We start from the raw sequence: 24,598 nt of genomic DNA on the forward strand, positions 1-24,598 counted from the left end.
GGTGCGGGGAGGGGTGCGGGGAGCGACCGGTGGGTCGCGGTGGCCGGCGGTGGGTCGCGGTGGCCGGCGGTGGGCCGCGGTCAGCGGTTGCGACCGCGGTGGCCGGCGGGTGGGTCAGTCGGCGGGCTGGGCGTCGTGTTCGGCGAGGAACGCGCCGATGACGCTGCGGAACTCCTCCGGCTGCTCCAGGTGGGTGCAGTGGCTGGCGCCGGGGAAGACGTGCTGGCGGGCCCCCGGGATGTGCTCCACGAAGGGCTGCCAGGTGGCGGGCGTCGCTTCGTCGTGCTCACCGGCGACGACGAGGGTCGGGACGTCGACCTGGTCGAGGCGGTCGATGACGGACCAGTCGCGCAGCGAGCCGATGACGTGGAACTCGTTCGGCCCGTTCATCGTGTGGTAGACCGTCGGCTCGGCCTCCATCTGCTCCTCGGAGGCGACGAAGTCGGCGGGCATCGGGACGACGCGGCAGACGTGGCGCTCGTAGAACACCTGCGTCGCGGCGAGGTACTCCGGGTCGTCGGTCGTACCGGCGGCCTCGTGCCGGGTGAGCGCGTCCTGCACGTCGGCGGGCAGGTGGCTGCGGAGCTCGGCGGCGCCGTCCACCCAGAGCCGCATCGACGCGGGGGAGTTGCAGATCGACAGGCTCGCGATGCCACCCGGACGGCGGACACCGATCTCGGCGCCGAGCATGCCGCCCCACGACTGGCCGAGCACGTGGTGGTCGCCGAGGCCGAGGTGTGCGACGAGCGCCAGGTACTCGTCCACGAACAACTGCGGTTGCCAGAAGTCGGCGGGCGCGTCCGGGCGGTGGCTGCTCCGACCACAGCCGAACTGGTCGGAGTGGACGACGGTGCGGCCGGTCTCGTCCGCGAACGCCTCGAGGTTCCGCAGGTAGTCGTGGGCCATGCCGGGGCCGCCGTGCAGGACGACGAGGGGCAGCGCGCCCGCGACGGGGCAGTCGGGCTCGGTGATCCGGTACCAGGTCTCGCCGTCCTGGAACGGCATGGTGCTCTCGGTGATGCGGGACATGGGGTGAGCATGGTCCCTCGAAAGGTCCCAGGCAAGACCTTTTCTGCTCGTTTAACGTGGCTGTAACAGCGCTGGTCCACGGTGGACCGTCGAGAGGGGTGCCGTGACGGATCGCGCGACGGAGACTCGGGTGGACGAGGTCGAGGACCGTCTCGTCACCGCGCTCGCCGTGGGGGAGTACCTGCCCGCAGCCCGACTCCCTCCGGAACGTGAACTCGCGGCGCTGCTCGGCGTCGCACGCGTCACCGTCCGGAGCGCCCTCGCCCGCCTGGTCGACCGCGGGGTGCTCGAGACCCGCCGCGGCCGCGGCGGTGGCACCTTCGTCCGGACACAGTGGCCGGCGAGCTCGTCGGAGTCGGTCGGCCGGACCCTGCTCGCCCGGTGGGCCGGCATCCAGGACACCGCCGACGCGATCGCCCTGCTGCACGGGGCACTGGCCGCCGCCGCAGCCGAGCGGATCACCCCGGCGGAGGCGGACGCGCTCCGGGACCGGCTCGACGCCTTCCGGCAGGCCTCGAGCGGCGCGGCGAAGCAGCAGGCGGACGCCGTCCTGCACCGGAGCATCATCGACGCCGCACGCAACGAGGTCCTGCGCTCGACCCTGGCGACGCTCGAGGCGCAGATCTCGATCGCGGCACCGGCACACCTGTGGGGGACCGAGGAGGGCATGGCGGAGATGGAGGCCCGTGCCACCCGGGACCACGAGGTCCTCGTCGAGGCGGTGTGCGCGGGGCGGGCGTCGGAGGCCGGCCAGGTCGCACGTCGGCACGTCGGGATCGACGTGGAGCTGCTCGAACAGGCGATGCTGCGCGCGGGCCAGGTGCCGACGGCGGATCCCGCACATCCGTGACGGCGATCACGGCGTCCGCGGGCACGGGCACGGGCATGATGAGCACATGACCGACATGCCGCCGCCGCGCCCGCAGCGATCGCCCCGACTGCGGAGGGGCCCGGGGTCGTCGCATCGCCTGATGGTCATCGGTGCGGTGCTGACGGTCGTCGGGCTGGCCGGGCACCGGCTCGCGCTGTGGTGGAACAGCATCCCGCTGCCCGAGGGCACGGGGGCGAACATCGGCGCCGGGGTGGCGGCCCTGGTCGCCCTGCTGGTCGCCGTCGGCGGTCTCGTGACCCTCGTCGTGGGCAGGCTGCTGCGCGCCCGCGGTGGCTCGAAGCGGCGGATCGGCGGATGACCACTCCGATCGTCGCCTGACGGACGGGAGGCCCGGGGCGGACTCGCCACGGGCCTCCTGTCGGTCGGCAACCGGTCACCGGTGTCGGCACGGTGTGCCGGTGTGCCGGTGTGCCGGTGCGCTCAGACGTCGCGGCGTCGCGCGACCACCATCGCGAGGGCGCCCACCACGACCACCTCGGCGAGGAGGACGCCCGCACCGCTCCACCCGTTCAGGTCGGAACTGCCCTCCACCGACGCCGTCGCGGGGGCCCCGGACGAGCCGCTCGCAGGAGCGTCGGACGCGTAGGCGTACAGCTGTCCGCCGGCCGCATCGGGCAGGTAGCCTGCGGCCGTGCCGAGCCAGTCGATGCCGGCGAGCATGGACACCAGGCTGAGCACGATCGGCAGCACGAGCAGGATGCCGAGCGTGATGGCGATGCCGCCGGCGCTCGACCGGACGAGCAGACCGATGCCGAACGCGAGCAGCGCCACGAGCGTCACGTACACGGAAGCACCCAGGAGCGGCATGACGACCGCGGGGTCGGTGAGGTCCGGATGGACCCCCTTCGCTGACTGCAGTGCGGTCGAGACGGCGACGCCGATCCAGGTGGCGACGACGCTGACGAGGAACGTCGAGACGGCGAGCACGGTGGCCTTGGCGAGCAGCGCGCCGAGGCGTCCGGGGTCCGCGGTGAACGTCGACCGGATCTGTCCGGTGGCGTACTCGCCCGAGATGATGAGGACACCGAGCACCCCGACGACGAGCGCGGACAGGTACACGCTGATCGTGTTCATCCCGACGATGGTCTGGTTCGCGGCGTCGGTGGTGGGCGCGTCGCCCTCCGCCAGGGCGCCGATGAGGGTCGCCAGGCCGATCGTCAGCACGGCGATGACGGCGAAGCACCAGAACGTCGACCGGATGCTCCAGAACTTGATCCACTCGCTACGGACGAGCCGGAGGAAGCCGAGGTGCTTGCCCTGCAGGGAGCTCTTGCCGCGGTGACGGTGCTGCTCGGTCCCACGGTGGTCGGTCTGCTGCGCCGCGCTCATCGCGTGCCCTCCGATCGGTACTCGACGTCGTCGCGGGTGAGGGCCATGTATGCCTCCTCCAGGCTCGCTCCGGTCGGGGTGAGTTCGTGCAGGACGACACCGGCGCGGGCGGCGATGTCACCCACCGTCGGTGCGTCCGGACCGACCACGAGGAACGACCCGTCCTCGCGCTGGGTGACGGTGGCTGCCGGGCCGATCGCCGTGAACAGCTGGTCCGGCATCGGGGTCCGGACGACGACCCGGGCGAGTGCCGTGCTGCCGGCGGGACCACCGGCGCCGGCGACGAACTCCGCGATCGGGGCGTCGGCGAGCACCTTGCCGCGACCGAGGACGACCACGCGGTCGGCGGTCTGCGCCATCTCGCTCATGAGGTGGCTGGAGAGGAAGACCGTGCGCCCCTCCGCCGCCAGACGGCGGGCGAGCTGCCGGACCCAGAGCACACCGTCCGGGTCGAGGCCGTTCACCGGCTCGTCGAGGATCAGGGTGCGCGGGTCGCCGAGCAGCGCCGCGGCGATGCCGAGGCGCTGCCCCATGCCCAGGGAGAACCCGCCGACGCGCTTGCGGGCGACGGACTCGAGGCCGGTCATCTCGATGACCTCGTGCACCCGCTGCTTCGGGATGCCGTGGGTCGCAGCGAGGGCGAGCAGGTGGTTGTACGCGCTGCGTCCCGAGTGCACCGCCTTCGCCTCGAGCAGGGCGCCGACCTGCCGGAGCGGGTCGTGGAAGCTCTGGTACGGCCGGCCGTTCACGGTTGCACTGCCGGAGGTCGGTCGGTCGAGCCCCATGATCATGCGCATGGTGGTCGATTTGCCGGCGCCGTTCGGACCGAGGAAGCCGGTCACGATCCCGGGGTGCACGACGAACGAGACGTCGTCGACCGCGGTCTTCGGGCCGTAGCGCTTGGAGAGGTGCTGTACTTCGATCATCGCTGGTCACGCTAGGGCAGCGGGTCCCGTCGCTGCCTCCCCCTCGAGGGGGAGACCCCCGCCTCCCGCTGTTGGAACGATCGTTCCGATGCAGGTGTCATGTCACACGGTCGTCACACGGGGGAAACGGGCGGTGCGACCGGGGTCCGTAGCTTCCTTCCCAGGCAGACGCCGACCCCACCCTCTCCCACTCCGGAGGACGTCATGGCAACCGAAGTCGCGGCACCCGTCGCACCGCCCCACGCCCCCGTCACGTCGACCGCCCCCGCGGGCGCTGGCCTGATCAAGCCCGGGTACGACCCGGCCCTCACCAACGAGGACCTCGCCCCGCTGCGGAAGCAGACCTGGACGAGCTACAACGTCTTCGCGTTCTGGATGTCGGACGTGCACTCGGTCGGCGGCTACGTCACGGCCGGCTCGCTCTTCGCCCTCGGCATCGCGAGCTGGCAGGTGCTCGTCGCCCTGGTCGTCGGCATCCTCATCGTGCAGGTGTTCGCGAACCTCGTCGCGAAGCCGTCGCAGCGCACCGGTGTCCCGTACCCGGTGATCAACCGCGCCGTGTTCGGCGTGCTCGGCGCGAACGTCCCGGCGATCATCCGCGGGCTGATCGCGATGGCCTGGTACGGCGTGCAGACCTTCCTCGCCGCGCAGTCGCTCAACATCGTGTTCCTCAAGTTCATCCCCGGCTCGGCAGCGCTGCTCGAGCCGTCGTTCCTCGGGTTGGACGCGCTCGGCTGGATCTCGTACGCCGTGCTCTGGGTCGCGCAGGGCGCCCTGTTCTGGATGGGCATGGACGCGATCCGGAAGTTCATCGACTGGGCCGGGCCGGCGGTCTACGTCGTCATGATCGCGCTCGCCGTGTACCTCGTCGCGCGGGCCGGCATCGGGAACATCTCGCTGACGCTGTCGGTCGGCGAGCCGATGTCCTTCGGCGCGAGCATCCCGGTGATGCTGTCCGCGATCGCACTCGTCGTCAGCTACTTCTCCGGCCCGATGCTCAACTTCGGTGACTTCTCGCGGTACGGGCGGTCCTTCGCCGCGGTCAAGCGCGGCAACCTGCTCGGGTTGCCGGTCAACTTCCTGTTCTTCTCGATCCTGACCGTGCTGTGTGCGAGCGCGACGGTGCCGGTCTTCGGGGAGCTCATCACCGACCCGATCGCGACGGTGCAGGCGATCGACGCCCCCTTCGCGATCCTGCTCGGCGGCCTGACCTTCGTCACCGCCACCGTCGGGATCAACATCGTCGCGAACTTCATCAGCCCCGCGTTCGACTTCTCGAACGTCGCCCCGCGCCGGATCAGCTGGCGGGCGGGCGGCATGATCGCGGCGGTCGGTTCGGTGCTCCTCACCCCGTGGAACTGGTACGGCAACGACCAGGCGATCCTCTACACGCTCGGTGTCCTCGGAGCGCTGATCGGCCCGCTGTTCGGGATCCTCATCGCCGGCTACTACATCGTCGGGAAGCAGCGCGTCGCGGTCGACGACATGTACTCGATGGACCCGGCCGCCCGGTACTGGTACCGGAAGGGCTTCAACCCCAACGCGATCTGGACCCTCGTCGCGACCGGTGCGGTGTCCGTCGCCAGTGCCGTCCTGCCGCCGGCCCTCGGCGTCGCCCAGGAGCTCAGCACCTACAGCTGGTTCATCGGATGCGGGCTCGGGCTCGTCGTGTTCTGGGCGTTGGAGCGCCGGTTCCCGAGCATGCCCGTCCTCTCGGCGGACGACCCGACGGTCGACGACGGCGCCGCGACCGGTCGCGCCTGACCGGGTGACTCCTCCTCCACAGGGGCGCCCGCACATGGCCTGCGGCGGGTGCCCCTGTGGACAGCCGGGAGGCCCGCCACCCGCCCGTCGAGGATCGTCACCACCCGGCATCACACCCGGCACCACCAGCTCCACCGGAAGGACCCGCGATGCGCATCCGTGTCGTCAACCCCAACACCACCGCGTCGATGACGGCGGCGATCGGCCGTGCCGCGGCTGCGGTCGTCGGGACGGGCACGGTGGTCGAAGCCGTGCAGCCCACGATGGGACCGGCCTCGATCGAGAGTCACTACGAGGAAGCACTCGCCGTGCCAGGGCTCCTCGAACAGGTCGCCGCCGGCGAGCGGGACGGGGTGGACGCCATCGTCGTGGCCTGCTTCGGGGACCCGGGCATCGACGCCGCGCGGGAGCTGGCGAGCGGTCCGGTGATCGGCATCGCGGAGGGTGCCTACCGGACGGCCGCCCTGCTCGGGCGGCGCTTCGGCGTGGTCACCACCCTGAGGCGGACGACCGGGCGAGCCCGGGAACTCGCGGAGCGCTACGGGTGCTCGTCGCTCCTCACCGAGGTCCGCGCGTGCGAGGTGCCCGTGCTGCGACTCGACGACCCGACGTCCGCCGCGCGGGACCTCGTCATCGCCGAGTGCCGACAGGTCATCGCCAACGGAGCCGACGCCGTCGTGCTCGGGTGCGCGGGCATGGCCGACTTCTGCGCGGCCGTGTCCGACGAGATCGGGGCTCCGGTCGTGGACGGCGTCAGCGCAGCGACCCTCCTCGCCGAGTCCCTCGTCCGACTCGGCCTGACGACCGGCAAGCACGGCGAGTACGCGGCACCACCGCCGAAGCCGTTCACGGGGATGCTCGCACCCTTCGCGCTGCCCGACACCCGCGTGACGATGGGGGCGGGCGCATGACGAGCCTCCAGACCGTGGCGGCGACCGACCACCGCACACCCGTCGACCTCGTGTTCCGTGCCCGGCGCACCTGGATCGACGGTGCGTTCCGCGCAGCAGCCGTCGTGGTGCGGGAGGGGCGGGTCGTGTCCGTCGAGCCCCCCGACGCCGTGCTCGCCGCCCGACAGGACGTGACGGTGCCGGACCGCCACGTGCTGCTCCCAGGACTGGTCGACACGCACGTGCACGTCAACGAACCCGGCCGCACCGAGTGGGAGGGCTTCGCCTCCGCCACCCGCGCGGCGGCACTCGGCGGTGTCACGACGATCATCGACATGCCGCTCAACTCGATCCCGGCGACCGTCGACGTGCCCGCCCTGCGCGTCAAGCGGGCGAGCGCTGCCGGACGCGTGGCCGTCGACGTCGGGTTCTGGGGTGGCGCGGTCCCCGACAACGCGGGGGGCCTCGGCGAGCTCCACGACGCCGGGGTGTTCGGCTTCAAGTGCTTCACCGCACCGTCCGGTGTGGACGAGTTCCCACATCTCGACCCCGTCGCACTGCGGCGGGCGATCGCCGAGGTCGCGGCCCTCGACGCCCTGCTCATCGTGCACGCCGAGGACCCCGACCACCTCGTCGGCCACGACGCACTGGGCACGCGCTACCGCGACTTCCTGGACACCCGACCCGCACAGGCCGAACGATCGGCGATCGCCCGGGTGATCGAGGGCGCGCGCGAGACCGGTGCCCGCGTGCACGTCCTGCACCTCTCCGACGCCGGTGCGCTGCCGATGATCCGAGCGGCGAAGGCCGACGGCGTGCACATCACGGTGGAGACCTGCCCGCACTACCTGGCGTTCGAGTCCGGGGCCATCCCCGACGGCGCGACCGCGTACAAGTGCTGCCCACCGATCCGCGACGACGCCAACCGCGACGCGCTCTGGACGGGGCTCCTCGACGGCACGATCGACATGGTGGTGTCCGACCACTCGCCCTCGACCGCCGACCTCAAGGTCGACGACTGGGGTCTGGCGTGGGGCGGCATCGCCGGACTCCAGGTCGGCTTCCGCGCGCTGTGGACCGAGGCCGACCGACGCGGCCTGCCACTCGATGCGGTGCTGCCCGCGGTGACGACCGGACCCGCGGCGCTGGCCGGGTTCACCGACCGTGGTGTCATCGCGCCGGGCGCCCTCGCGCACTTCGCGGTGTTCGACCCCGACGCCGTGTCCACCATCGAGGCGGGCGCGCTCGAGCACCGCAACCCGGTCTCCGCCTTCGACGGGCTGCGGGCGCGGGGGCGGATCACCGAGACCTGGTTGCGCGGTCGGCGCATCACGTCCACCACCGACGGTGTCACGACCGTCGACGCGGTCGCCGGAGAGCTGGTGGACCGTGCCTGACGCGCTCGTCGAAGCCGCCGTGCACCTCGGCTCGACGCCCGACGACGTCCTCTGGGGACAACTGCCGAGTCGCACCGACGTCGCCGTCCGTACCGTCACCCCCGGGACGGTGGTGACGATCGACACCCTCAGTCACGAGGGTCTGCTGGCCGACCAGGGCTCGGACCCCGTCGCGTTCTTCGGGCGGCACGGTGTCGCGCCGGTCGACGTCCTGCCCGACGCGGTCGACGTCGTCCGTCAGCTGACCCGCGACGCCGCCGACGGCCCCCACGTCGTCTCGCGCCCGATCGGCGTCCAGGGCGCCGAACCCGGTGACGTCGTGTCGGTCACGGTCCTGGCGGCCGTCCCGCGGGTGCCGTACGGGGTCATCTCCAACCGGCACGGCCGCGGTGCGCTGCCCGGAGAACTCCCACGCGGTGACGACCCGGTCTCGGTGTTCGCGGACGTCGTGACCCGCGATGGCGTCGACCTCGGTCGGCTGCCGGTGGTCGAGGGCGGGCCCCGCGTCGTGACGTTCCCGCTCCGTCCGTTCCCCGGCATCGTCGGGGTGACGGTCGACAGCGACGTCCGGCCGCACTCCGTCCCGCCCGGGCCGCACGGCGGGAACGTCGACATCGCGCTGCTCACCGCGGGCTCCACGCTGCACCTGCCCGTCCAGGTGCCCGGAGCCGGGGTCTACGTCGGTGATCCGCACTTCGCGCAGGGGGACGGCGAGGTCGCCCTCACCGCGATGGAGGCCTCGCTCCGCCTGACCCTGCGTCTCGACCTCGTGCCGCGGGCCTCTGCGCTCGCCCGGTTCGGCGAGCTGGTCGGACCCCTGGCGGAGACGACCGAGTTCCTCGTCCCGACCGGCATGGACGCCGACCTCGACGACGCCGTCCGCCGGTGCGTCCGGGCCGCCATCACGCTGCTCCGGGCGCGGTGGGGTGTGGAGGAGCACCTGGCGTACGCGTACCTCAGTGCCGCGACCGACTTCCGGATCTCGCAGGTCGTCGATCTCGTGTGCGGTGTGCACGCGACCGTGCGCAAGAGCGACTTCCAGGCGGTGCCGACGTGCGACTGAGGGGGACCTGGCCGGACGGTCTGGAGCCCGCGTTCCATGCCTACGAGAACGCCCTGGTGCGGGACGACACCGCGGTGCTCGACGCACTGTTCGAGTCAGGGCCGGACACCCTCAGGGCCGACGGGGCCGGGCTGCTCCGCGGGCACGACCGCATCAGCGCGTTCCGGTCGACCCGGGGTGGCGTCGCCCGCCGTGAACTCGTCGGTGTCGACGTCGAGCGACTCGCTCCGGACGTCGTCCTCGTCGTGGGGGAGTCCCGGTTCGTCGACGGGGGGAGCGGGGTGCAGACGCAGCTCTGGCGCCGGACCGACGGGACCTGGCGGATCCGAGCCGCGCACGTCACGAGCCGCGCGGTGGCCCTCGACCGGTCGGTGTGGCGCGTGGTCGGCGACCCCCTCGTCCGTGGTGCCGACGCCGGCGGTTCCGATGTCAGCGCTCAGGTCGCCGGCGCGGGTGCCGTGCAGATCGATCGACCGCTCGCCGGGCTCCGGGTCGCCGTGAAGGACCTGTTCGCGGTCCGCGGTCAGGTGATCGGTGCCGGCAACCCCGCGTGGGAGTCCACAGCGCCCGTCCAGGCGGTGCACGCCCCGGCCGTCTCGGCGCTGTTGCACGCCGGGGCCGACGTCATCGGGATCGCGCGCACGGACGAGTTCGCGTACGCGCTCGCCGGGCGGAACGCGCACCACGGTGGCCCGCCGAACGGGGCCGATCCGGAGCGCATCAGCGGCGGCTCGACGTCCGGTCCGGCGAGCGCCGTGGCGCTGGGCCTGGCCGACGTCGGACTCGGCACGGACACCGCCGGCAGCATCCGCGTGCCCGCCTCCTACCAGGGGCTGTGGGGCCTGCGGACGACGCACGGCCTCGTGTCACGCGACGGCGTGCTGCCACTCGCGCAGAGCTTCGACACGGTCGGATGGCTGACACGACGGCCCGACACCCTCCGAGCGGTCGCGACCGGGTCGCTCGGTCCCGCTGTGGCCGCCCTCGAGCCGTCGTTGCTCGTCTGCGACGCCCTCCTCGCGGCCGCCGACCCCGCCACCCGGCGTGCGTTCGAGGACTGGCTGGCGCGGACGGGGCGGGACGTCGGACCGGTGGAGCTGCCGGACCTCGACGACCTCGCCGAGACGCTGCGGATCGTGCAGGGCGCCGAGGCGCACCGCAACCACGGGGCGTGGGTCGCCGCACACCCCGGCGTCCTGGGAGCCGACGTCGCCGAACGCTTCGCCGCAGCTGCCGCGATCACGGCGGAGCACGAGGCCAGGGCGCGGGACGGCCTGCACCGGTTCCGGGCCGCGGTGCGTTCGGCGGTGGGTGGTCACGCACTGGTGCTCCCGACGGTGCCGGGTCCCGCGCCGCTCCGGACGGCCGACCGTCCGGCGGTGCTCGCCACGCGACGGGCGACCCTCCGGATGACGTCGGTCGCGGGGATCGGCGGGCTCCCGGCGGTGAGTGCTCCGTTCCTGACCGTGCACAGGGCGCCCGTGGGTGTCTCCCTGGTCGGGTCCGCCGGTTCGGACGTCGCGCTCGTCGACCTCGCAGCGCACCTCGCCGCTGCAACAGCACCGTAACAAGCGTTCCAATAGGATCGTGTAAGGAACGGAAGGTACGAACATGCATCCCGTCAACCCACCCACCCGGCTGCTCATGGGGCCGGGTCCGATCACCGCCGACCCCCGCGTGCTCCGCGCCCTGTCCACGCCGCTCGTCGGCCAGTACGACCCGTGGATGACCGAGACGATGAACCAGACGCAGGAGTTGTACCGGCAGGTGCTCGGGACGCGGAACGACGCCACCGTCCTGGTCGACGGCACCTCGCGCGCCGGCATCGAGGCGGCACTCGTGTCGCTGCTGGCCCCCGGGGACTCCGTGCTCGTCCCGGTCTTCGGGCGCTTCGGGCACCTCCTGGCCGAGATCGCCGGACGGGCGGGCGCGACCGTGCACACCATCGAGACGGAGTGGGGGCAGGTCTTCCCGACCTCGGTCATCGAGGCCGCCATCGCCCGCGTCCGGCCGAAGGTCCTGGCGATCGTGCAGGGGGACACCTCGACGACGATGAACCAGCCGCTCGACGAACTCGGGGCGGTCTGCGACCGGTACGGCGTGCTCTTCTACACGGACGTCACCGCCTCGGTGGGTGGCAACCCGCTCGAGGTCGACGCGTGGGGGATCGACGCCGTCAGCGCCGGGCTGCAGAAGTGCCTCGGCGGACCCTCCGGCAGTGCGCCACTGTCCCTCTCCCCGGCGGCGGTCGCCGTGCTGGACGCGCGCCGGAGCGTCGAGGCCGGCATCCGCGAGCCCGGTGACGACGTGTCCGACGACCCGATCCGGTCGAACTACCTCGACCTCGCGATGATCATCGACTACTGGGGTCCCCGACGCCTCAACCACCACACCGAGGCGGCGTCGATGCTCTACGCGGCGAACGAGTGTGCCCGCATCCTGCTCGAGGAGGGCCGTGACGCCGTCGTCGAGCGGCACGCACTGGCCGGACGAGCGATGCTGGACGGAGTCCGCGGGCTCGGCCTGACGGTGTTCGGTGACGTCGACCACAAGATGCACAACGTCGTCGCGGTCGAGATCCCCGACGAGGTGCACGGGGACGCCGTCCGCGCTGCGATGCTCGAGGACCACGGGATCGAGATCGGGACCTCGTTCGGCCCCCTGCACGGCCGCGTGTGGCGGATCGGGACGATGGGCTACAACGCGCGGAAGGACACGGTCGTGACGACGCTCGCCGCCCTCGAACAGTGCCTGCGGCGCGGCGGGAAGACCGTGCCGCAGGGTGGCGGCGTCGACGCGGCGCTCGACGTGTACGCCGCGGCAGCCGACGGGGCCCCGACCACGGTGCCGACCGTTCCCACGGCCACGGCCACGGCCACGGCCACGGCCACGGCCACGGACGCGTCGGCACCCGTCGCCGCGGGAGCGCCCGCATGAGCGCCGCCGTGCGGACGCCGGTCGCGACGGAGCGGGCGCGGACGGCAGCGGACACGATCGTCGCCCGCTGCGACGAACTCGCCGCCCTCACCGAGACGCCCGGGCGCATCACCCGCGTGTACCTGTCACCCGAGCACGCCCGTGCGAACGAGACCGTCGGCGCGTGGATGCGCGACGCCGGGTTGCGCACCTGGCAGGACGCCGCTGGCAACCTGCACGGACGAGCGGCGGGATCGACGCCGGACGCCCCGGTCCTCCTGCTCGGGTCGCACCTCGACACCGTGGTGGACGCGGGGCGGTACGACGGCGTCGTCGGGGTCCTCATGGCGATCGAGGTCGTCGCCCGCCTGGTCGACGACCACGGCGCGCTGCCGTTCGCACTCGAGGTCATCGCCTTCTCGGACGAAGAGGGCACCCGGTTCGGCAAGGCGTTGCTCGGCTCCTCCGCGGTCGCCGGCGTGTGGGACGAGTCGTGGTGGGACCTCGCGGACGCGCACGGCACCACGCTCCGGTCCGCCTTCGAGTCCTTCGGTCTCGACCCGCGGCGCGTCACCGAGGCCGCCGTGGCCCCGGCATCGCTCGTCGGCTACCTCGAGGCGCACATCGAACAGGGCCCGGCCCTGGAGCAGGCCGGCCAGGCGCTCGGCGTCGTCACGAGCATCGCGAGTGCCCGTCGCTTCACGGTGCAGGCGGTCGGTGAGGCTCGGCACGCCGGCGGCACGCCCTACGAACGCCGCCACGACGCCCTGCTCGCCGCCGCCGAAGCAGCACTCGCCGTGGAGCGGATCTGCCGTGCGGAGCAGCACATCGGCACCGTCGGGACCATGGTGGTCGAGCCCGGAGCCGTCAACGTGGTCCCGGGCCTCGCGACGTTCACGGTCGACCTCCGCGGGGAGTTCGACGACGGACGCGACCGGGTGTGGGACGACATCGCCGACGCCTTCCGGCAGATCGGGGAGCGCCGCGGGGTCGTCGTCACCCCCACCGAGGTGCACCGTGCCCCCGCGGTCTTCTGCGCACCACGGCTCATGGACGCGATCCGCGCCGGCATCGTCGCCACCGGCGAACCGACACCGCTGGAACTGTTCTCGCGCGCCGGCCACGACGCGATGTCCCTCGGCCTCGTCACCGACGTCGCGATGCTGTTCCTCCGCAATCCCGACGGCATCAGTCACCACCCGGACGAGTTCGTCTCGGCCGACGACGTCGCGCTCGGGGTCGACGCGCTCACCGCGGCGATCGAGCGTCTCGCACACGAGCACCGCCTCGGTGACGAGGTCGACGCGTGACCGCCCCCGACGTCCGCGGACGCATCGACCGGGTGTGGGAGCGGCTCTCGCCCGCCGAACGGCGGGTCGCCGCGATGATCCGACACGATCCTGAGCTGCTGCTCGTCGGGACCTCCGCGCAGCTCGCCGCGGAGTCCGGGACCTCCAAGGCGACCGTGTCACGGCTCGTCCGGTCCCTGGGTTTCCAGGACGCCGCCGAGGTCCGGCAGAACCTCATGTCGGCCCGCGGCACCGGCCTGCCATGGGCTGCGGAGGACGCCGCCCACGTCGACCAGCGTGCGGTGGAGGCCCGGAACCTCGACGCAGCCTTCGCCTCGCTCGCGCGGGCCGACCGACCTCGTCTCGCCCGACGGGTGATGCGTGCCCGACGAGTCCTGGTGTTCGGCGAGCGTGGTGCCTACCCGATCGCCCTGCAGCTCCGGGCGCAACTCGCGCAGGTGCGGCCCGACGTCCGCATCGGTCCCTCGCCCGGGCAGCGCCTCGGTGAAGAGGTCGCCGACCTCGACCGGCGCGACCTCGTGTTCATCGTCACGGTCCGGCGGCACGCGGCCGGCGTCGACCGCGTGGTCCGGCACTGCGTCGGGACGGGCGCGGACGTCGTCGTGCTCGGCGATCCGACGGCGGCGCTGATCGCGGCACCGGCCACGACCGCCGTGCTGTGTCCGGTCGACTCGCCCTCGGCGTTCGACTCGATGGCGGCCCTGTTCGCCGTCGTCGCCGCGATCACGAACGACGTCTACGAGGCCGCGGGCCCGGCCGGAAGGACCAGGGTCGACGCCGTCGCGAACGCCTACGACACGCTCGGGGAACTCGCCGGGTCCTGACGGTCATCGGACGCCACGCGCAGCTCGGACGCCAGCGATCGGTTCCGCTCCACGATGAGCGTCCGGAGGTAGCGGCGGAGCACGAGCCCCTCGGCGACCCGCCCGAGCACACCGAGGGGCGCGCGGAACGTGACCTCGTCGATCATCCGTGTCCCCTCGGCCGTGGGCTCGAACCGGTGCTCGTGCCGGAACCGGGCGAACGGCCCGCGCACCTGTTCGTCGACGAACGCGCAAGGTGCCTCCAAGACGGTGATCCGGCTCGTCATCCGCCAGACGACGCCGAGGTGGCGGGCCCGCCACGTCACGGTCTCGCCCAGCCCGATCGTCCCGCTGGTACGTCCGGCGACGGCTCGCTCGCCGCTCGCTGCCATCGACCGCAGGTGCGCGCCGATGTCGAGGGACAGTGCGAAGGCACGCTCCGGTGGCACCGGCAGGTCGGTCACGATCCGGACGGCAGCGCTCATGCCACGATCCTGGCGCACGGACGGCAGGATGGTCACGTGACGAATGCGACCGTGCGCCCGCTCGACCGTGCCGCAGCGCTCGTGCCCGGTCTCGCGCTCGCGACCGGCATCGCCGTGGTCGCCACGGTCATCGGCCGTCTCCTGCCCGTCGTCGGCGCCCCGGTCAGCGGGGTCCTCATCGGCGCGGTCGTCGGCACGATCCGTCGTCCGGGTGCGCTGTTCCGCCCCGGCATCTCGACGGCGAGCAGGACGGTCCTGCAGTCCGCGGTGGTGCTGCTCGGTGCCCAGCTGTCCCTGGCGCAGGTGGCGCGTGCCGGGGTGGAGTCGCTGCCGGTCATGCTCGGCACCCTCGCCGTCTGCCTGCTCGCAGCGTGGGGGATCGGTCGCGCCCTGGGCGTCGTCGGCAACCTCCGGACCCTGATCGGAGTCGGGACGGGGATCTGCGGAGCCTCCGCGATCGCCGCCGTGACCCCCGTGATCGGTGCCGTGTCGATCGAGGTGGCCTACGCGGTGTCGACGATCTTCCTGTTCAACGTGGCCGCGGTCGTCGTCTTCCCCGTGGTCGGGCACGCGCTGGGGATGAGCCAGCACGCGTTCGGTCTGTTCGCGGGCACGGCGGTGAACGACACCTCGTCGGTCGTCGCCGCGGCGAGCACCTACGGTCCCGGTGCGGCCGACTTCGCGGTCGTCGTGAAGCTCGTGCGCACCCTGATGATCATCCCGGTCGTCCTCGTCCTGGCGTGGCTCGTGGGCCGGCGGACGAGCCCCGGCACCGCTCCGGCCGACGGCGTCGCCCTCGACGGTCCAACCGTGCCGAGCCCCACACCCGCGCGCTGGTCGCCGCGCCGGGTGTTCCGCCTCGTGCCCTGGTTCCTGATCGGCTTCGTGCTGGTCGCCGCCGTGAACTCCACCGGTCTGGTCCCCGGTCCGGCGCACCCGGTCATCGCCGCGGTCGCCGCATTCCTCATCACCGTCGCGCTGAGCGCCATCGGTCTGTCCACCGACGTCGCCGGGTTCCGCCGGGCCGGGCTCCGCCCGGTGCTGCTCGGCGGGTCGCTGTGGATCGTGGTCTCGGTGTCGAGCCTCGGGCTGCAGGCCCTCACCGGCAGCATCTGACCTGCCGCTACGGTCGGGGGATGGACCTCGACGCCTCCACCTTCCCCGTCATCGACGGCCACAACGACCTGCCGTGGGAGCGTCGTGACACGCACGCGTCCGGTGTCGACGGCATCGACTCGGAGACCGACTCGCTCCACACCGACCTGCCGAAGCTCCGCGCCGGCGGCGTCGTCGGGCAGTTCTGGTCGGTCTACGTGCCCGTCGAGGAGCCCGACCCCGTCCGGACCACGCTCCAGCAGATCGACCTCGTGCACCGGATGGTCGAGCGGTACCCGGACGACCTCGCCCTCGCGCGCACAGCCGACGAGGTGCGAGCCGCGGTCGGCTCGGGGCGGATCGCCTCGCTGCTCGGCGCCGAGGGCGGGCACTCCATCGGCGACGACCTGGCCGTCCTCCGCGACTTCGCACGGCTCGGGGTCCGGTACATGACCCTGACGCACAACGACGACACCCCGTGCGCCGACTCCGCGACGGGCGAGCGGGCGCACGGCGGCCTGACCGACCGTGGACGCGAGGTCGTCGCCGAGATGGAGCGCATCGGCATGCTCGTCGACCTGTCGCACACCGCGCCGAGCACCATGCGGGACACCCTCGACGTCGCCACCCGGCCGGTCGTCTTCAGCCACTCGTCGACCGTCGCCCTCGACGACCACCCCCGGAACGTCCCCGACGACGTGCTCGGACGGCTGAGTGACAACGGCGGGGTGGTCATGATCACCTTCGTGCCCGCGTTCGTGTCCCGTGCCTGGGCCGACTGGGAGCAGGCGGGATCGGTGGGTGAGCCGCCGCTCGTCACGGTGTCGGACGTCGCGGACCACGTCGACCACGCCAGGGAGGTCGCCGGTGCAGCGCACATCGGCCTCGGCGGCGACTACGACGGCACCCCGGTGCTGCCGCCGGACCTGCGGGACGTGTCGCGGTACCCGTCGCTCGCCGACGAGCTGCGCCGCCGGGGGTGGGGTGGCGCCGACCTGCGGGCGCTGGCGGGCGGCAACGTGCTGCGGGTGCTCGAGGCCACCGACGACCGTTTCGCGCGGACGGCTCTCGTCCGCTGACCGACCGGCTGGCCCCCGAACTGGCGTCCGGCGGGCGCGTCCGGCGTTGTCACACCACGTGAGCCACCCGGGATCCGCTCGGTAGGATCGGGCCGGACACCGAGCCTCCTGGGATGGGGGCAATGGGACCGACGTGAGGACGCACCCGATGACCGGCACCATCTACGACGACATCACGCAGGCCTTCGGCAACACGCCCCTCGTGCGGCTGAACCGACTGCCGCAGGAGGGCGGGGCCGAGGTCCTCGCCAAGCTCGAGTTCTACAACCCCGGCGCGAGCGTGAAGGACCGACTCGGCGTCGCCATCATCGACGCGGCCGAGGAGTCCGGCGACCTGAAGCCCGGCGGCACCATCGTCGAGGGTTCGTCCGGCAACACCGGCATCGCACTGGCCCTCGTGGGCGCGGCCCGTGGGTACCGGGTCATCGTGACGATGCCCGAGACCATGAGTGTCGAGCGCCGCGCGGTGATGCGTGCCTACGGTGCCGAGATCGTGCTGACGCCGGGTTCCGAGGGCATGAAGGGCGCCGTTGCCCGGGCCGGACAGATCGTCGACGAGACTCCGGGCGCGATCCTCGCCCACCAGTTCGAGACGACGGCCAACGCCGCCATCCACCGCAGGACCACCGCGCAGGAGATCCTCCGCGACACCGAGGAGCACGTCGACGTGTTCGTCGCGGGTGTCGGCACCGGCGGGACCATCACCGGTGTCGGCCAGGTGCTCAAGGAGCGTGTGCCCGGCGTGCAGATCGTCGCCGTGGAGCCCGCGGACTCGCCCCTCCTCACGAAGGGGACCGCCGGTCCGCACAAGATCGCGGGCATCGGGGCGAACTTCGTCCCGGAGGTCCTCGACCGCTCGGTCATCGACGAGGTCATCGACGTCGAGCTCGACGACGCGCTCCGGGTCGCCCGTGCGCTCGCGACGGAAGAGGGCATCCTGTCCGGCATCTCCTCGGGCGCGATCATCCACGCGGCGCTGCAGGTAGCAGCCCGCCCCGAGAACGCGGGCAAGCGGATCGTCGCGATCGTCTGCGACACGGGGGAGCGCTACCTGTCCACGGTGCTCTTCGAGGGGCTCACTGCGTGACGACGGCTCCACGCCGCGGCGTGCTGCGGACCGTCCGGGAGGACCTGGCCGCCGCACGTCGCGGTGACCCCGCTGCGCGCGGGGACCTCGAGAACGCGATCGTCTACTCGGGCCTGCACGCGATCTGGTCGCACCGCGTCGCGCACCGCCTGTGGCACGCCCGTGCGTTGCCCGGCGCGCGAACCGCTGCCCGCATCCTGGCACAGGCCACGCGCACGGTGACGGGGATCGAGATCCACCCCGGCGCCCGGATCGGTCGTCGGTTCTTCATCGACCACGGCATGGGTGTGGTCATCGGCGAGACCGCCGTCATCGGCGACGACGTCCTCGTCTTCCACGGCGTGACGCTCGGCGGTCGCGGCGGAGGCCCGGGGCCGGGTTCCAAGCGGCACCCGACGGTGGGCGACCGGGTCGTCCTCGGCGCCGGTTCGGCGCTCATCGGCGGGATCACCGTCGGCGACGACTCCGTCGTCGGTGCGGGCACGGTCGTGACGAAGGACGTCCCGGCGGCCTCCGTCGTGACGGGGGTCGCCGGGACGGCGCGGCCGCGGTCGGGCGGCGAGGGTGTGCCTGAGCTCTGACGCTCGCGGCACCTCCGAGCCTCAGCTCTTCTCGCAGGCGATCCCGTCGGCGTCGCGGTCCATCTTCTTGTTCGCGTTGTAGAGCGCGTCGTCCTTCTTCACGGTGCCCTTGAGCGCTCGGTACGACGTCTTGCCGGCGGAGGTCACCTTGTTCTTCGTGACGGACTTCTTGGCGATGCCGCCCGAGTACACCTTGTTGACGGCCGTGCAGTTGGCGTAGGTCTTCGGCGCGGCGGAGGCGCTGGTGGCGGTGCCGACGACACCGCCGAGGGTGAGCGCGAGCGCGAGGGTGGTGACGCCGAGGGTGCGGATGGTCTTCACGGGTTCCTCCAGGGACGATGGCGACGTCGGGCACGCTCGGCATGGCGAGGGTACTGCGGTCCATGAGCTTCCTTCAGCCCCCGAACGAGGTGCATCGTCCCGGGGCCACGCCGCTGTCCCCGGTGCCGGGCATCATGGGGCGCATGGACGGCAGCACCCTGCACCGGATCGCCGCTCGGACCGCCATGGCCCTCCCGGCGGTGACCGAGACGCAGCCCTTCGGAGCGGACACCGACGTGTACAAGGTCGTCGACAGGATGTTCGCGATGACGGCCGACCTCCGCGGTGTCGCCATCGTGAACCTCAAGTGCGCTCCTCCGCACGGTGCCGCGCTCGTCCGGGACTTCGCCGAGGTCTCCCCGGGCTGGCACATGGACAAACGGCACTGGATCACGCTCTCGCCGGGTCCCGGGCTCGACGAGGCGATGGTCGAGGACCTCGTCGCGAACTCCTGGGACCTCGTCGTCGCGGGCCTGCCCCGTGCCCGGCGCCCACTCGATCCGACGCGGGGCGCGCAGCAGCCCTGAGCGGTCAGACGGCAGCGCGCCGGAGCGCGAGCTGGGCCTCCCGGACGACCTTCGGCGCGAGCCGGTCGCCAGAGGCGAGCACCGCTCTCGCCTGCTCCGCCGTGAGCCCCGCGGCCATCTGCCCGATCGTGACACCGTGCTCAGGGCGCTCGAGGACCGTCACGGCGTCACCCGCGGCCACCGACCCGGAACGACGGACGCGGAAGTAGGCGCCGGGACGGCCTTCCTCCGCGAAGCGCTTGACCCACCGGTCGATCCCCATGCGGCGCGCGAAGGTCCCGCAGGGCGTCCGTGGGATCGTCACCTCGAGCTCGAGGGTCGCACCGATCCGCCAGCGCTCGCCGAGCACGAGCCCGGTGACGTCGATGCCGGTGGTGCGGAGGTTCTCGCCGAAGAGCCCGGGCGGGACTGGCCGGTCGAGCTGCTCGGCGAAGTACGCGGCGTCCTCGTCGGCGTAGACGTAGACGGCCTGGTCCTCGCCGCCGTGGTGCTTCCGGTCCGCCTGCACGTCGGCGTACAGCCCGAGGGGACGGACGCGGACCGCGCCGGCGACGGGACGCTTGTCGATCGCGGTGACGCCGATCGTGCCGGAGTCCGGGCGCAGGTGGTCGACGCGGCAGACGGCGGTGACGACGGACATGGGACCAGCCTGCCGTACGTCGGGCCCGTGCCGCAGCTGGGAAGGGGCCGGACGACACGGATCGGGCGTGACGGTCGCTCCCTGTTGCCGGGAGGCCCGCCACCGGCCCGTCGCGTCGGCTCACCCCGGTCCGGTACGGGTCAGTACCAGTTGACCGCCTGCGAGTGCGACCACGCACTGCACGGGGTGCCGTAGGACGCGTCGATGTACTGCAGGCCCCAGGTGATCTGGGTCATGGCGTTCGTCTGCCAGTCGGCGGCGACCGTGGCCATCTTCGATCCGGGGAGCGCCTGCGGGATGCCGGTCGCGCCGCCGTTCGGGTTGACCGCCTGGTAGTCCCAGCCGGACTCCTTGGTCCACAGGCTGTCGAGGCACTGGAACTGGTCGGCGCCCCAGCCGAACCGGGACGCGGCCATCGACGCAGCGAGCGTCTTGGCGCCGGCCGGGGTGTTGGCCCGGGCCTGGGCCTCGGCGGCGGCTCGTTCCACGGCGGCCCGTTCGGCGGCTGCCGCGGCCGCGGCAGCCCGGTCGGACGCCCGTTCCGCTGCGGCAGCCCGCTCGACGGCGTCCTGGTGGTCTCGGTCGGCACTCGCCTGCGCGACGTGCTGGGCGGTGTCGACGGTCGCGGCGATCCGCTCGGTCAGCGCGGCACCGGACAACGAGCCGTAGTCCGCCAGCGAGGCGATGTGCTGCTCGAGCCTGGCGGTGTCGGTGCTGGCGTTGGCGTCCTGCACGACGGAGCGTGCGGTGGCGATCGTCGCGGCGGCCTGAGCCCGGTCGAGGTCGGTGCCGGACAGGCCGGGGGTCGCGGAGGCGCTGGGGACACCGAGCGCTTCGCCGAGCGCCGGCTGCGTCACGGTGAGGGCGCCGCCGGCGATCGCGACGACCGCCGCACCGCCGGCGAGGAGGACGCCGTGCTTGCGGAGGGTCCGACGCATGCGACGGGACGGGGTGTCGAGGGCTGCGCGCCGGGTGCCGGGCGCGGGGGTGCTGGTGCGGGGAGTGGGTCGGGTCATGGTTTCCGGGGGTCGGCCGGCTCGTGGTGCGGGCCCTCGTCGACGACGGTGGGCGTCCGGTCGGTGGTGCGCGGGTGGAGCGCACGCCGGACACCGGTGCAGCCGAGGGTCGCAGGGACGGTCGGTGGCACCGGGAGACGGCCGGGGTGGGGACCCTGCCGTCCGCGTCGTCGCGTGGACCCGCGAGCCGGGGGAGGACCGGACGGTGGTGTGGGGGCCCGTCCGTTCCGCCTCGGCACGGTGACGCTGGGTCACTCGCGGGGCGAAGCGGCCACGATGACCCGTCATCCTGGACGCACCGTCAGCAACGGTGCCCAGGGACACGGTCGTCGGGGCGGTAACGGTTCGGTAACGACCCGGTGACGGTCAGGAGGCGGTGGTCGCGCGGGCGGTCGGGCTCTGCGCGACGCGCTCCAGGGCGTCGAGGGCCTGGGCGATCGCGGCGACGTCGTCGGGGGACAGCTCCGCGATGAGGCCGGCGACGATGCCGGTGCGTTCCGACCGGGCCGCGTCGACGGCGTCCTCCCCGGCCGGGGTCGCGCTCACCATGAAGGCCCGGCCGTCGCGGGGGTCGGCTTCGCGCTCGATGAACCCGCGCTGCTCGAGCTCGGTGAGGATGCGGGTCATGGTCGGCTTCGTGACCACCTCGATCCGCGACAGGTCGCCGGGCCGCAGGGGTCCGTGCTGCACGATCGAGGCGAGCGCGGACACGATCCCGTACCCGAGGGACGCCGAGTCGGTGCGCGCCCGCCGGTTGATCCGACCGACGGCTGCGGCGAGTCGTGCGGCGACCTCGGTGCGGTCCGGGTCGAGGTCGGTCATGGCTGCTCCGCGGGGTCGGTCGGGTGGTGTGCTCGATCGTAGCGGTCGCGGGGACCGGGTCGAACGGGGGACAGGAGCACGGCCGGCCGCGGCGTCCGGAGCGGACCGTGGGCGGGCCCGCTCGCCTCGACGGACCGGATCGAGCACTTTCCTGTACGGACGTTCAGGCGAACGCGGCGGACCGGGTCAGCGCTTCTCGCCGGGGAGCATGTGGATGGCCTCCGTCGCGAGCTCGGCGGCGACGTTGTCGCCGTCGGCCGTGGCGGCCCGGAGGCGCCGGAAGTCCTCGGTCATCCGGTCCCAGTCGATGAGCTGGTCGAGGTCCGGCAGGCGCAGGCGGAAGGCGAGTCCGTCCATGGTGTCCTGACAGACGCGCTGCAGGTTCTCGTTGCCGCACTCGGCCACGTACAGGGCGAACACGCCGAGGGCGTCGCGGTTCACGGCCGGGACGTCGTGCGCGTCGAGTTCGGCGATGGTCTTGTCGAGCGCCGTCAGGATCCGCTTGCGCGCCGCCGCGGACAGTCGGGGGACCGCCAGACGCACGACGCCGCCGAACAGCACGCCGAGCGTCTGCATGGCCTCGACGACCTCCGCCGGGTCCGGGGTCGTCACCCGGGTGTACCGGTTGGGTGCCATCTCGATGAGCCCGGCGCGGGCGAGCTGACTGAGGGCTTCGCGGATCGGCGTGCGCGAGACGCCGAGCCAGGCGATGAGCTCGTCGTCGTTCAGTCGTTCCCCGGGCTCGAGCGTCCCGTCCATGATCGCCTCGTGGATCTTCTGCCGGACGGTGTCGCGGAGCAGCTTGTGCTCGGTCGGGGCGGTGCTGGGGACCGGCATGCGAGGACCTTCCGGATTCGTGACGCGTTCCCGCTCACCGTACCTGATGTGGTACCGGACGGATGCCGTCAGTCGAGGCCGAGCAGGCGGAGTGTCTCCGGGTCCTCGTCGCCGGCGAACCACCGGTCGAGGACCGCCCGGAACGGTGCCGAGTCGTCCGCCGCGCGGGCGAACAGGGTCATCGAGGACCTGGCCTTCACGGCGTCGATGCCGCCGAACAGGTCCTCGGCGGAGCGCGCCGGCGCGTCGAGGACGGTGGCGGCGGCGTCGCGGAGCCGAGGTCCGAGCACCGGGTGCGCGAGGTACGCGCGGGCCTCGGGGAGCCCCGTGACCGCGTAGTGCTGCGCCGTGGCGCTCCGCCCGAGCCCGGCGACCTGGGGCAGGACGAACCACATCCAGTGCGTGCGCTTCCGCCCGGCCCGGAGCTCGGCGAGCGCGGTGTCGTGCACACCCTGTTGCGCCGACACGAACCGGCCGAGGTCGAACGGGTCGTCGCCGGTCATCTGACCACGTCCCCCCAGGCGTAGCGGACCGTGGTGCCGTCGACCACGAGCACGGAGTCCGGGGAGCGGTCGAACAGTCCCGGCAGACCGACCACCTCGGGCAGGTCGCCCTCGAGCCGTTCGAGCCGCGCGGACCGGACCGTCAGCGGCGGGTGCTGGCGCTGCCAGAACAGCGTCTGCGCCAGGAGCCTCGCGTGGATGCCCGCGCGGGTGGTGAGGTCGGCGGCCAGGGGCGAGGTGTCGACCTTCCCGGCCACGGCGCGGACCGAGGCCGCGTGCCGGGCGCCGGACGAGCCTGGCGTCCGACCAGCCCTCCGAGCCTGGCGGACCGCGCGGATCGGGTGCCGGACGCGACCGGGGCGCCGGACGGACCGGTGGCTCACGGTCTCGCCGCGTCGTCGCGACCGGGCCCACGCGAACGTGTACGGCACGCCGAGCAGGGCGTGCGCGGCGACGATCGCGGGCACGTTCGGGGTGTCCACGGTGAGGTAGGCGATGCCGCGGCGCCCGGCGTCGTCGACGGTGAGGACCTCGATCGTGACCTCGGTCATCGAGCCGAGGCGGGTCGACGGCGGGAACGGGGGGACGCGGGTCTCGCGGAAGACGTACGCGACGAGGCCGACCCAGGCGCTGCCGTCCACGATGTCCGGGCGGGTGCCGCGGGGGACCAGGCGGGCGAGCGTCTCCGGTTCGCAGCGCCAGTGCGCGAACACGATGTCGTCCCAGGCGTGCACGGTCACCGGGCGGTGACGCAGCGGCACGGCGGCCCGGGTCCGCGGCGCTCCCGGTCCGGGCGGTGGCGTCGCCTCGGCGTCGCTCATCGGCGCGGCGCGTGCCGCGCGACGCGGACGGCCCAGACGACGAGCGGCACCTGCAGTGGCAGACGGAGGACGGCGACGAGGCGACCCGCCCGGCTCGACCGGGGGCTCTCGAGCAGGTCGGCCGCCATCTTGCAGTTCGCGGGGAAGACGGCGAGGAACAGGGCGGCCGCGGCCCACCCGGCGCCGCGACGGGTCGCCGGGACGAGCAGCCCGGCGGCGATGCCGAGTTCGGCGACACCGGACGCCAGGGTCGTCGTCCGGGGCGGCAGGGCGTCCGGCACGATGCGGTCGTAGCCGCGGGGCCGGAGGAAGTGGGTCACGCCCGCACCACCGAGGAGGAGGGCGAGGGCACCGGCGGTCCTCGTCGCTCGTCGTGCACGTCTGGTCCGCCGTCGCATCGTTCCATCGTGCCCGCCGCGCCCCCGCACGCGCCCAGCTCGGTGTCAGCCGTCACACCCGGTCCAC

27 protein-coding genes are annotated in these 24,598 nt (G+C 72.9%); 15 read left to right on the forward strand and 12 right to left on the reverse strand.

The genetic code is table 11. From position 1 onward, the window contains the following. Positions 1-114: 114 nt before the first annotated feature. Entirely contained in the window at positions 115-1,029 is a 915-nt protein-coding gene (locus tag DEI83_RS14630) for a proline iminopeptidase-family hydrolase (protein ID WP_111082672.1), read from the reverse strand. Between the two features lie 130 nt (positions 1,030-1,159). Between DEI83_RS14630 and DEI83_RS14635 the strand changes: the two genes are divergently transcribed. After that, a complete protein-coding gene (locus DEI83_RS14635; RefSeq protein WP_258371240.1) occupies positions 1,160-1,879 on the forward strand; it encodes a FadR/GntR family transcriptional regulator in 720 nt (239 codons plus the stop codon). Between the two features lie 121 nt (positions 1,880-2,000). Next, on the forward strand, positions 2,001-2,219 hold the full coding sequence (locus DEI83_RS14640; protein ID WP_111082674.1) for a hypothetical protein: 219 nt from the start codon (positions 2,001-2,003) through the stop codon (positions 2,217-2,219). Between the two features lie 122 nt (positions 2,220-2,341). Here the strand turns inward: DEI83_RS14640 and DEI83_RS14645 are convergent, their stop codons facing one another. Both DEI83_RS14645 and DEI83_RS14650 read right to left on the reverse strand, forming a co-directional pair. Then, positions 2,342-3,250 (reverse strand): ABC transporter permease, encoded by a 909-nt coding sequence (locus tag DEI83_RS14645; protein ID WP_111082675.1) that lies wholly within the window; start codon positions 3,248-3,250, stop codon positions 2,342-2,344. Next, on the reverse strand, positions 3,247-4,176 hold the full coding sequence (locus DEI83_RS14650) for an ABC transporter ATP-binding protein (protein ID WP_111082676.1): 930 nt from the start codon (positions 4,174-4,176) through the stop codon (positions 3,247-3,249). The genes DEI83_RS14645 and DEI83_RS14650 overlap by 4 nt, the downstream gene beginning before the upstream one ends. A 204-nt stretch (positions 4,177-4,380) precedes the next feature. On the opposite strand from DEI83_RS14650, the gene DEI83_RS14655 reads away from it, so the two are divergent. The 8 genes from DEI83_RS14655 to DEI83_RS14690 all read left to right on the forward strand — a co-directional run bounded on the left by DEI83_RS14655 (position 4,381) and on the right by DEI83_RS14690 (position 14,340). After that, complete coding sequence (locus DEI83_RS14655) at positions 4,381-5,940, forward strand: NCS1 family nucleobase:cation symporter-1 (RefSeq protein ID WP_111082677.1); 1,560 nt, start codon at positions 4,381-4,383, stop codon at positions 5,938-5,940. Between the two features lie 149 nt (positions 5,941-6,089). Continuing rightward, positions 6,090-6,851, forward strand: coding sequence for an aspartate/glutamate racemase family protein (locus DEI83_RS14660; protein ID WP_111082678.1), 762 nt, complete (start codon positions 6,090-6,092; stop codon positions 6,849-6,851). After that, entirely contained in the window at positions 6,848-8,227 is a 1,380-nt protein-coding gene (gene allB, locus DEI83_RS14665) for an allantoinase AllB (RefSeq protein WP_111082679.1), read from the forward strand. Before DEI83_RS14660 ends, allB begins: the two co-directional genes overlap by 4 nt. Beyond that, the gene (locus DEI83_RS14670; RefSeq protein WP_111082704.1) at positions 8,220-9,290 is read left to right on the forward strand and encodes an acetamidase/formamidase family protein; all 1,071 of its coding nucleotides are present in this window, start codon (positions 8,220-8,222) and stop codon (positions 9,288-9,290) included. Before allB ends, DEI83_RS14670 begins: the two co-directional genes overlap by 8 nt. Then, positions 9,281-10,858: an AtzH-like domain-containing protein gene (locus DEI83_RS14675; RefSeq protein ID WP_181431254.1), complete on the forward strand. Its 1,578-nt coding sequence runs from the start codon at positions 9,281-9,283 to the stop codon at positions 10,856-10,858. Before DEI83_RS14670 ends, DEI83_RS14675 begins: the two co-directional genes overlap by 10 nt. Before the next feature lie 43 nt (positions 10,859-10,901). Further along, positions 10,902-12,227, forward strand: coding sequence for an alanine--glyoxylate aminotransferase family protein (locus DEI83_RS14680; protein WP_111082680.1), 1,326 nt, complete (start codon positions 10,902-10,904; stop codon positions 12,225-12,227). Further along, the gene (locus DEI83_RS14685) at positions 12,224-13,516 is read left to right on the forward strand and encodes an allantoate amidohydrolase (RefSeq protein WP_111082681.1); all 1,293 of its coding nucleotides are present in this window, start codon (positions 12,224-12,226) and stop codon (positions 13,514-13,516) included. Before DEI83_RS14680 ends, DEI83_RS14685 begins: the two co-directional genes overlap by 4 nt. After that, entirely contained in the window at positions 13,513-14,340 is an 828-nt protein-coding gene (locus DEI83_RS14690; protein ID WP_111082682.1) for a MurR/RpiR family transcriptional regulator, read from the forward strand. The genes DEI83_RS14685 and DEI83_RS14690 overlap by 4 nt, the downstream gene beginning before the upstream one ends. Here the strand turns inward: DEI83_RS14690 and DEI83_RS14695 are convergent. Then, complete coding sequence (locus tag DEI83_RS14695) at positions 14,307-14,804, reverse strand: SRPBCC family protein (RefSeq protein WP_111082705.1); 498 nt, start codon at positions 14,802-14,804, stop codon at positions 14,307-14,309. The genes DEI83_RS14690 and DEI83_RS14695 overlap by 34 nt on opposite strands. A gap of 36 nt (positions 14,805-14,840) precedes the next feature. On the opposite strand from DEI83_RS14695, the gene DEI83_RS14700 reads away from it, so the two are divergent. The 4 genes from DEI83_RS14700 to epsC all read left to right on the forward strand — a co-directional run bounded on the left by DEI83_RS14700 (position 14,841) and on the right by epsC (position 18,646). Then, positions 14,841-15,920, forward strand: coding sequence for a YeiH family protein (locus tag DEI83_RS14700; protein ID WP_111082683.1), 1,080 nt, complete (start codon positions 14,841-14,843; stop codon positions 15,918-15,920). Positions 15,921-15,940: 20 nt separating this feature from the next. Further along, positions 15,941-16,978 (forward strand): dipeptidase, encoded by a 1,038-nt coding sequence (locus DEI83_RS14705; RefSeq protein ID WP_111082684.1) that lies wholly within the window; start codon positions 15,941-15,943, stop codon positions 16,976-16,978. 148 nt (positions 16,979-17,126) lie between these two features. Continuing rightward, the gene (gene cysK / locus DEI83_RS14710; RefSeq protein WP_111082685.1) at positions 17,127-18,065 is read left to right on the forward strand and encodes a cysteine synthase A; all 939 of its coding nucleotides are present in this window, start codon (positions 17,127-17,129) and stop codon (positions 18,063-18,065) included. Beyond that, complete coding sequence (gene epsC / locus DEI83_RS14715; RefSeq protein ID WP_258371241.1) at positions 18,062-18,646, forward strand: serine O-acetyltransferase EpsC; 585 nt, start codon at positions 18,062-18,064, stop codon at positions 18,644-18,646. The genes cysK and epsC overlap by 4 nt, the downstream gene beginning before the upstream one ends. Before the next feature lie 21 nt (positions 18,647-18,667). Here the strand turns inward: epsC and DEI83_RS14720 are convergent, their stop codons facing one another. Further along, positions 18,668-18,967 carry an excalibur calcium-binding domain-containing protein gene (locus tag DEI83_RS14720; protein ID WP_258371242.1) on the reverse strand — a complete coding sequence of 100 codons (300 nt, stop codon included), beginning with the start codon at positions 18,965-18,967 and terminating at the stop codon, positions 18,668-18,670. Positions 18,968-19,110: 143 nt separating this feature from the next. Between DEI83_RS14720 and DEI83_RS14725 the strand changes: the two genes are divergently transcribed. Continuing rightward, complete coding sequence (locus DEI83_RS14725) at positions 19,111-19,494, forward strand: MmcQ/YjbR family DNA-binding protein (RefSeq protein WP_111082707.1); 384 nt, start codon at positions 19,111-19,113, stop codon at positions 19,492-19,494. Positions 19,495-19,498: 4 nt separating this feature from the next. Here DEI83_RS14725 and DEI83_RS14730 read toward each other — a convergent pair whose 3' ends face one another. The 7 genes from DEI83_RS14730 to DEI83_RS14760 form a co-directional block, all read right to left on the reverse strand. Next, positions 19,499-20,134 carry an MOSC domain-containing protein gene (locus tag DEI83_RS14730; protein ID WP_111082687.1) on the reverse strand — a complete coding sequence of 212 codons (636 nt, stop codon included), beginning with the start codon at positions 20,132-20,134 and terminating at the stop codon, positions 19,499-19,501. 140 nt (positions 20,135-20,274) lie between these two features. Continuing rightward, positions 20,275-21,150 (reverse strand): phospholipase, encoded by an 876-nt coding sequence (locus DEI83_RS14735; RefSeq protein WP_146243364.1) that lies wholly within the window; start codon positions 21,148-21,150, stop codon positions 20,275-20,277. Between the two features lie 366 nt (positions 21,151-21,516). Further along, entirely contained in the window at positions 21,517-21,972 is a 456-nt protein-coding gene (locus DEI83_RS14740; RefSeq protein WP_111082689.1) for a MarR family winged helix-turn-helix transcriptional regulator, read from the reverse strand. Positions 21,973-22,158: 186 nt separating this feature from the next. Then, the gene (locus tag DEI83_RS14745) at positions 22,159-22,809 is read right to left on the reverse strand and encodes a GntR family transcriptional regulator (protein ID WP_111082690.1); all 651 of its coding nucleotides are present in this window, start codon (positions 22,807-22,809) and stop codon (positions 22,159-22,161) included. Between the two features lie 68 nt (positions 22,810-22,877). Continuing rightward, positions 22,878-23,312 (reverse strand): DUF1810 domain-containing protein, encoded by a 435-nt coding sequence (locus tag DEI83_RS14750; protein ID WP_111082691.1) that lies wholly within the window; start codon positions 23,310-23,312, stop codon positions 22,878-22,880. Beyond that, positions 23,309-24,133, reverse strand: a complete 825-nt coding sequence (locus DEI83_RS14755; RefSeq protein ID WP_111082692.1) for a YqjF family protein — start codon at positions 24,131-24,133, stop codon at positions 23,309-23,311. Before DEI83_RS14755 ends, DEI83_RS14750 begins: the two co-directional genes overlap by 4 nt. Then, positions 24,130-24,453 carry a hypothetical protein gene (locus tag DEI83_RS14760; protein ID WP_309146599.1) on the reverse strand — a complete coding sequence of 108 codons (324 nt, stop codon included), beginning with the start codon at positions 24,451-24,453 and terminating at the stop codon, positions 24,130-24,132. The genes DEI83_RS14755 and DEI83_RS14760 overlap by 4 nt, the downstream gene beginning before the upstream one ends. Positions 24,454-24,598: the final 145 nt, after the last annotated feature.

The sequence above is a fragment of the Curtobacterium sp. MCBD17_021 genome, assembly GCF_003234525.1.
GTDB lineage: Bacteria > Actinomycetota > Actinomycetes > Actinomycetales > Microbacteriaceae > Curtobacterium.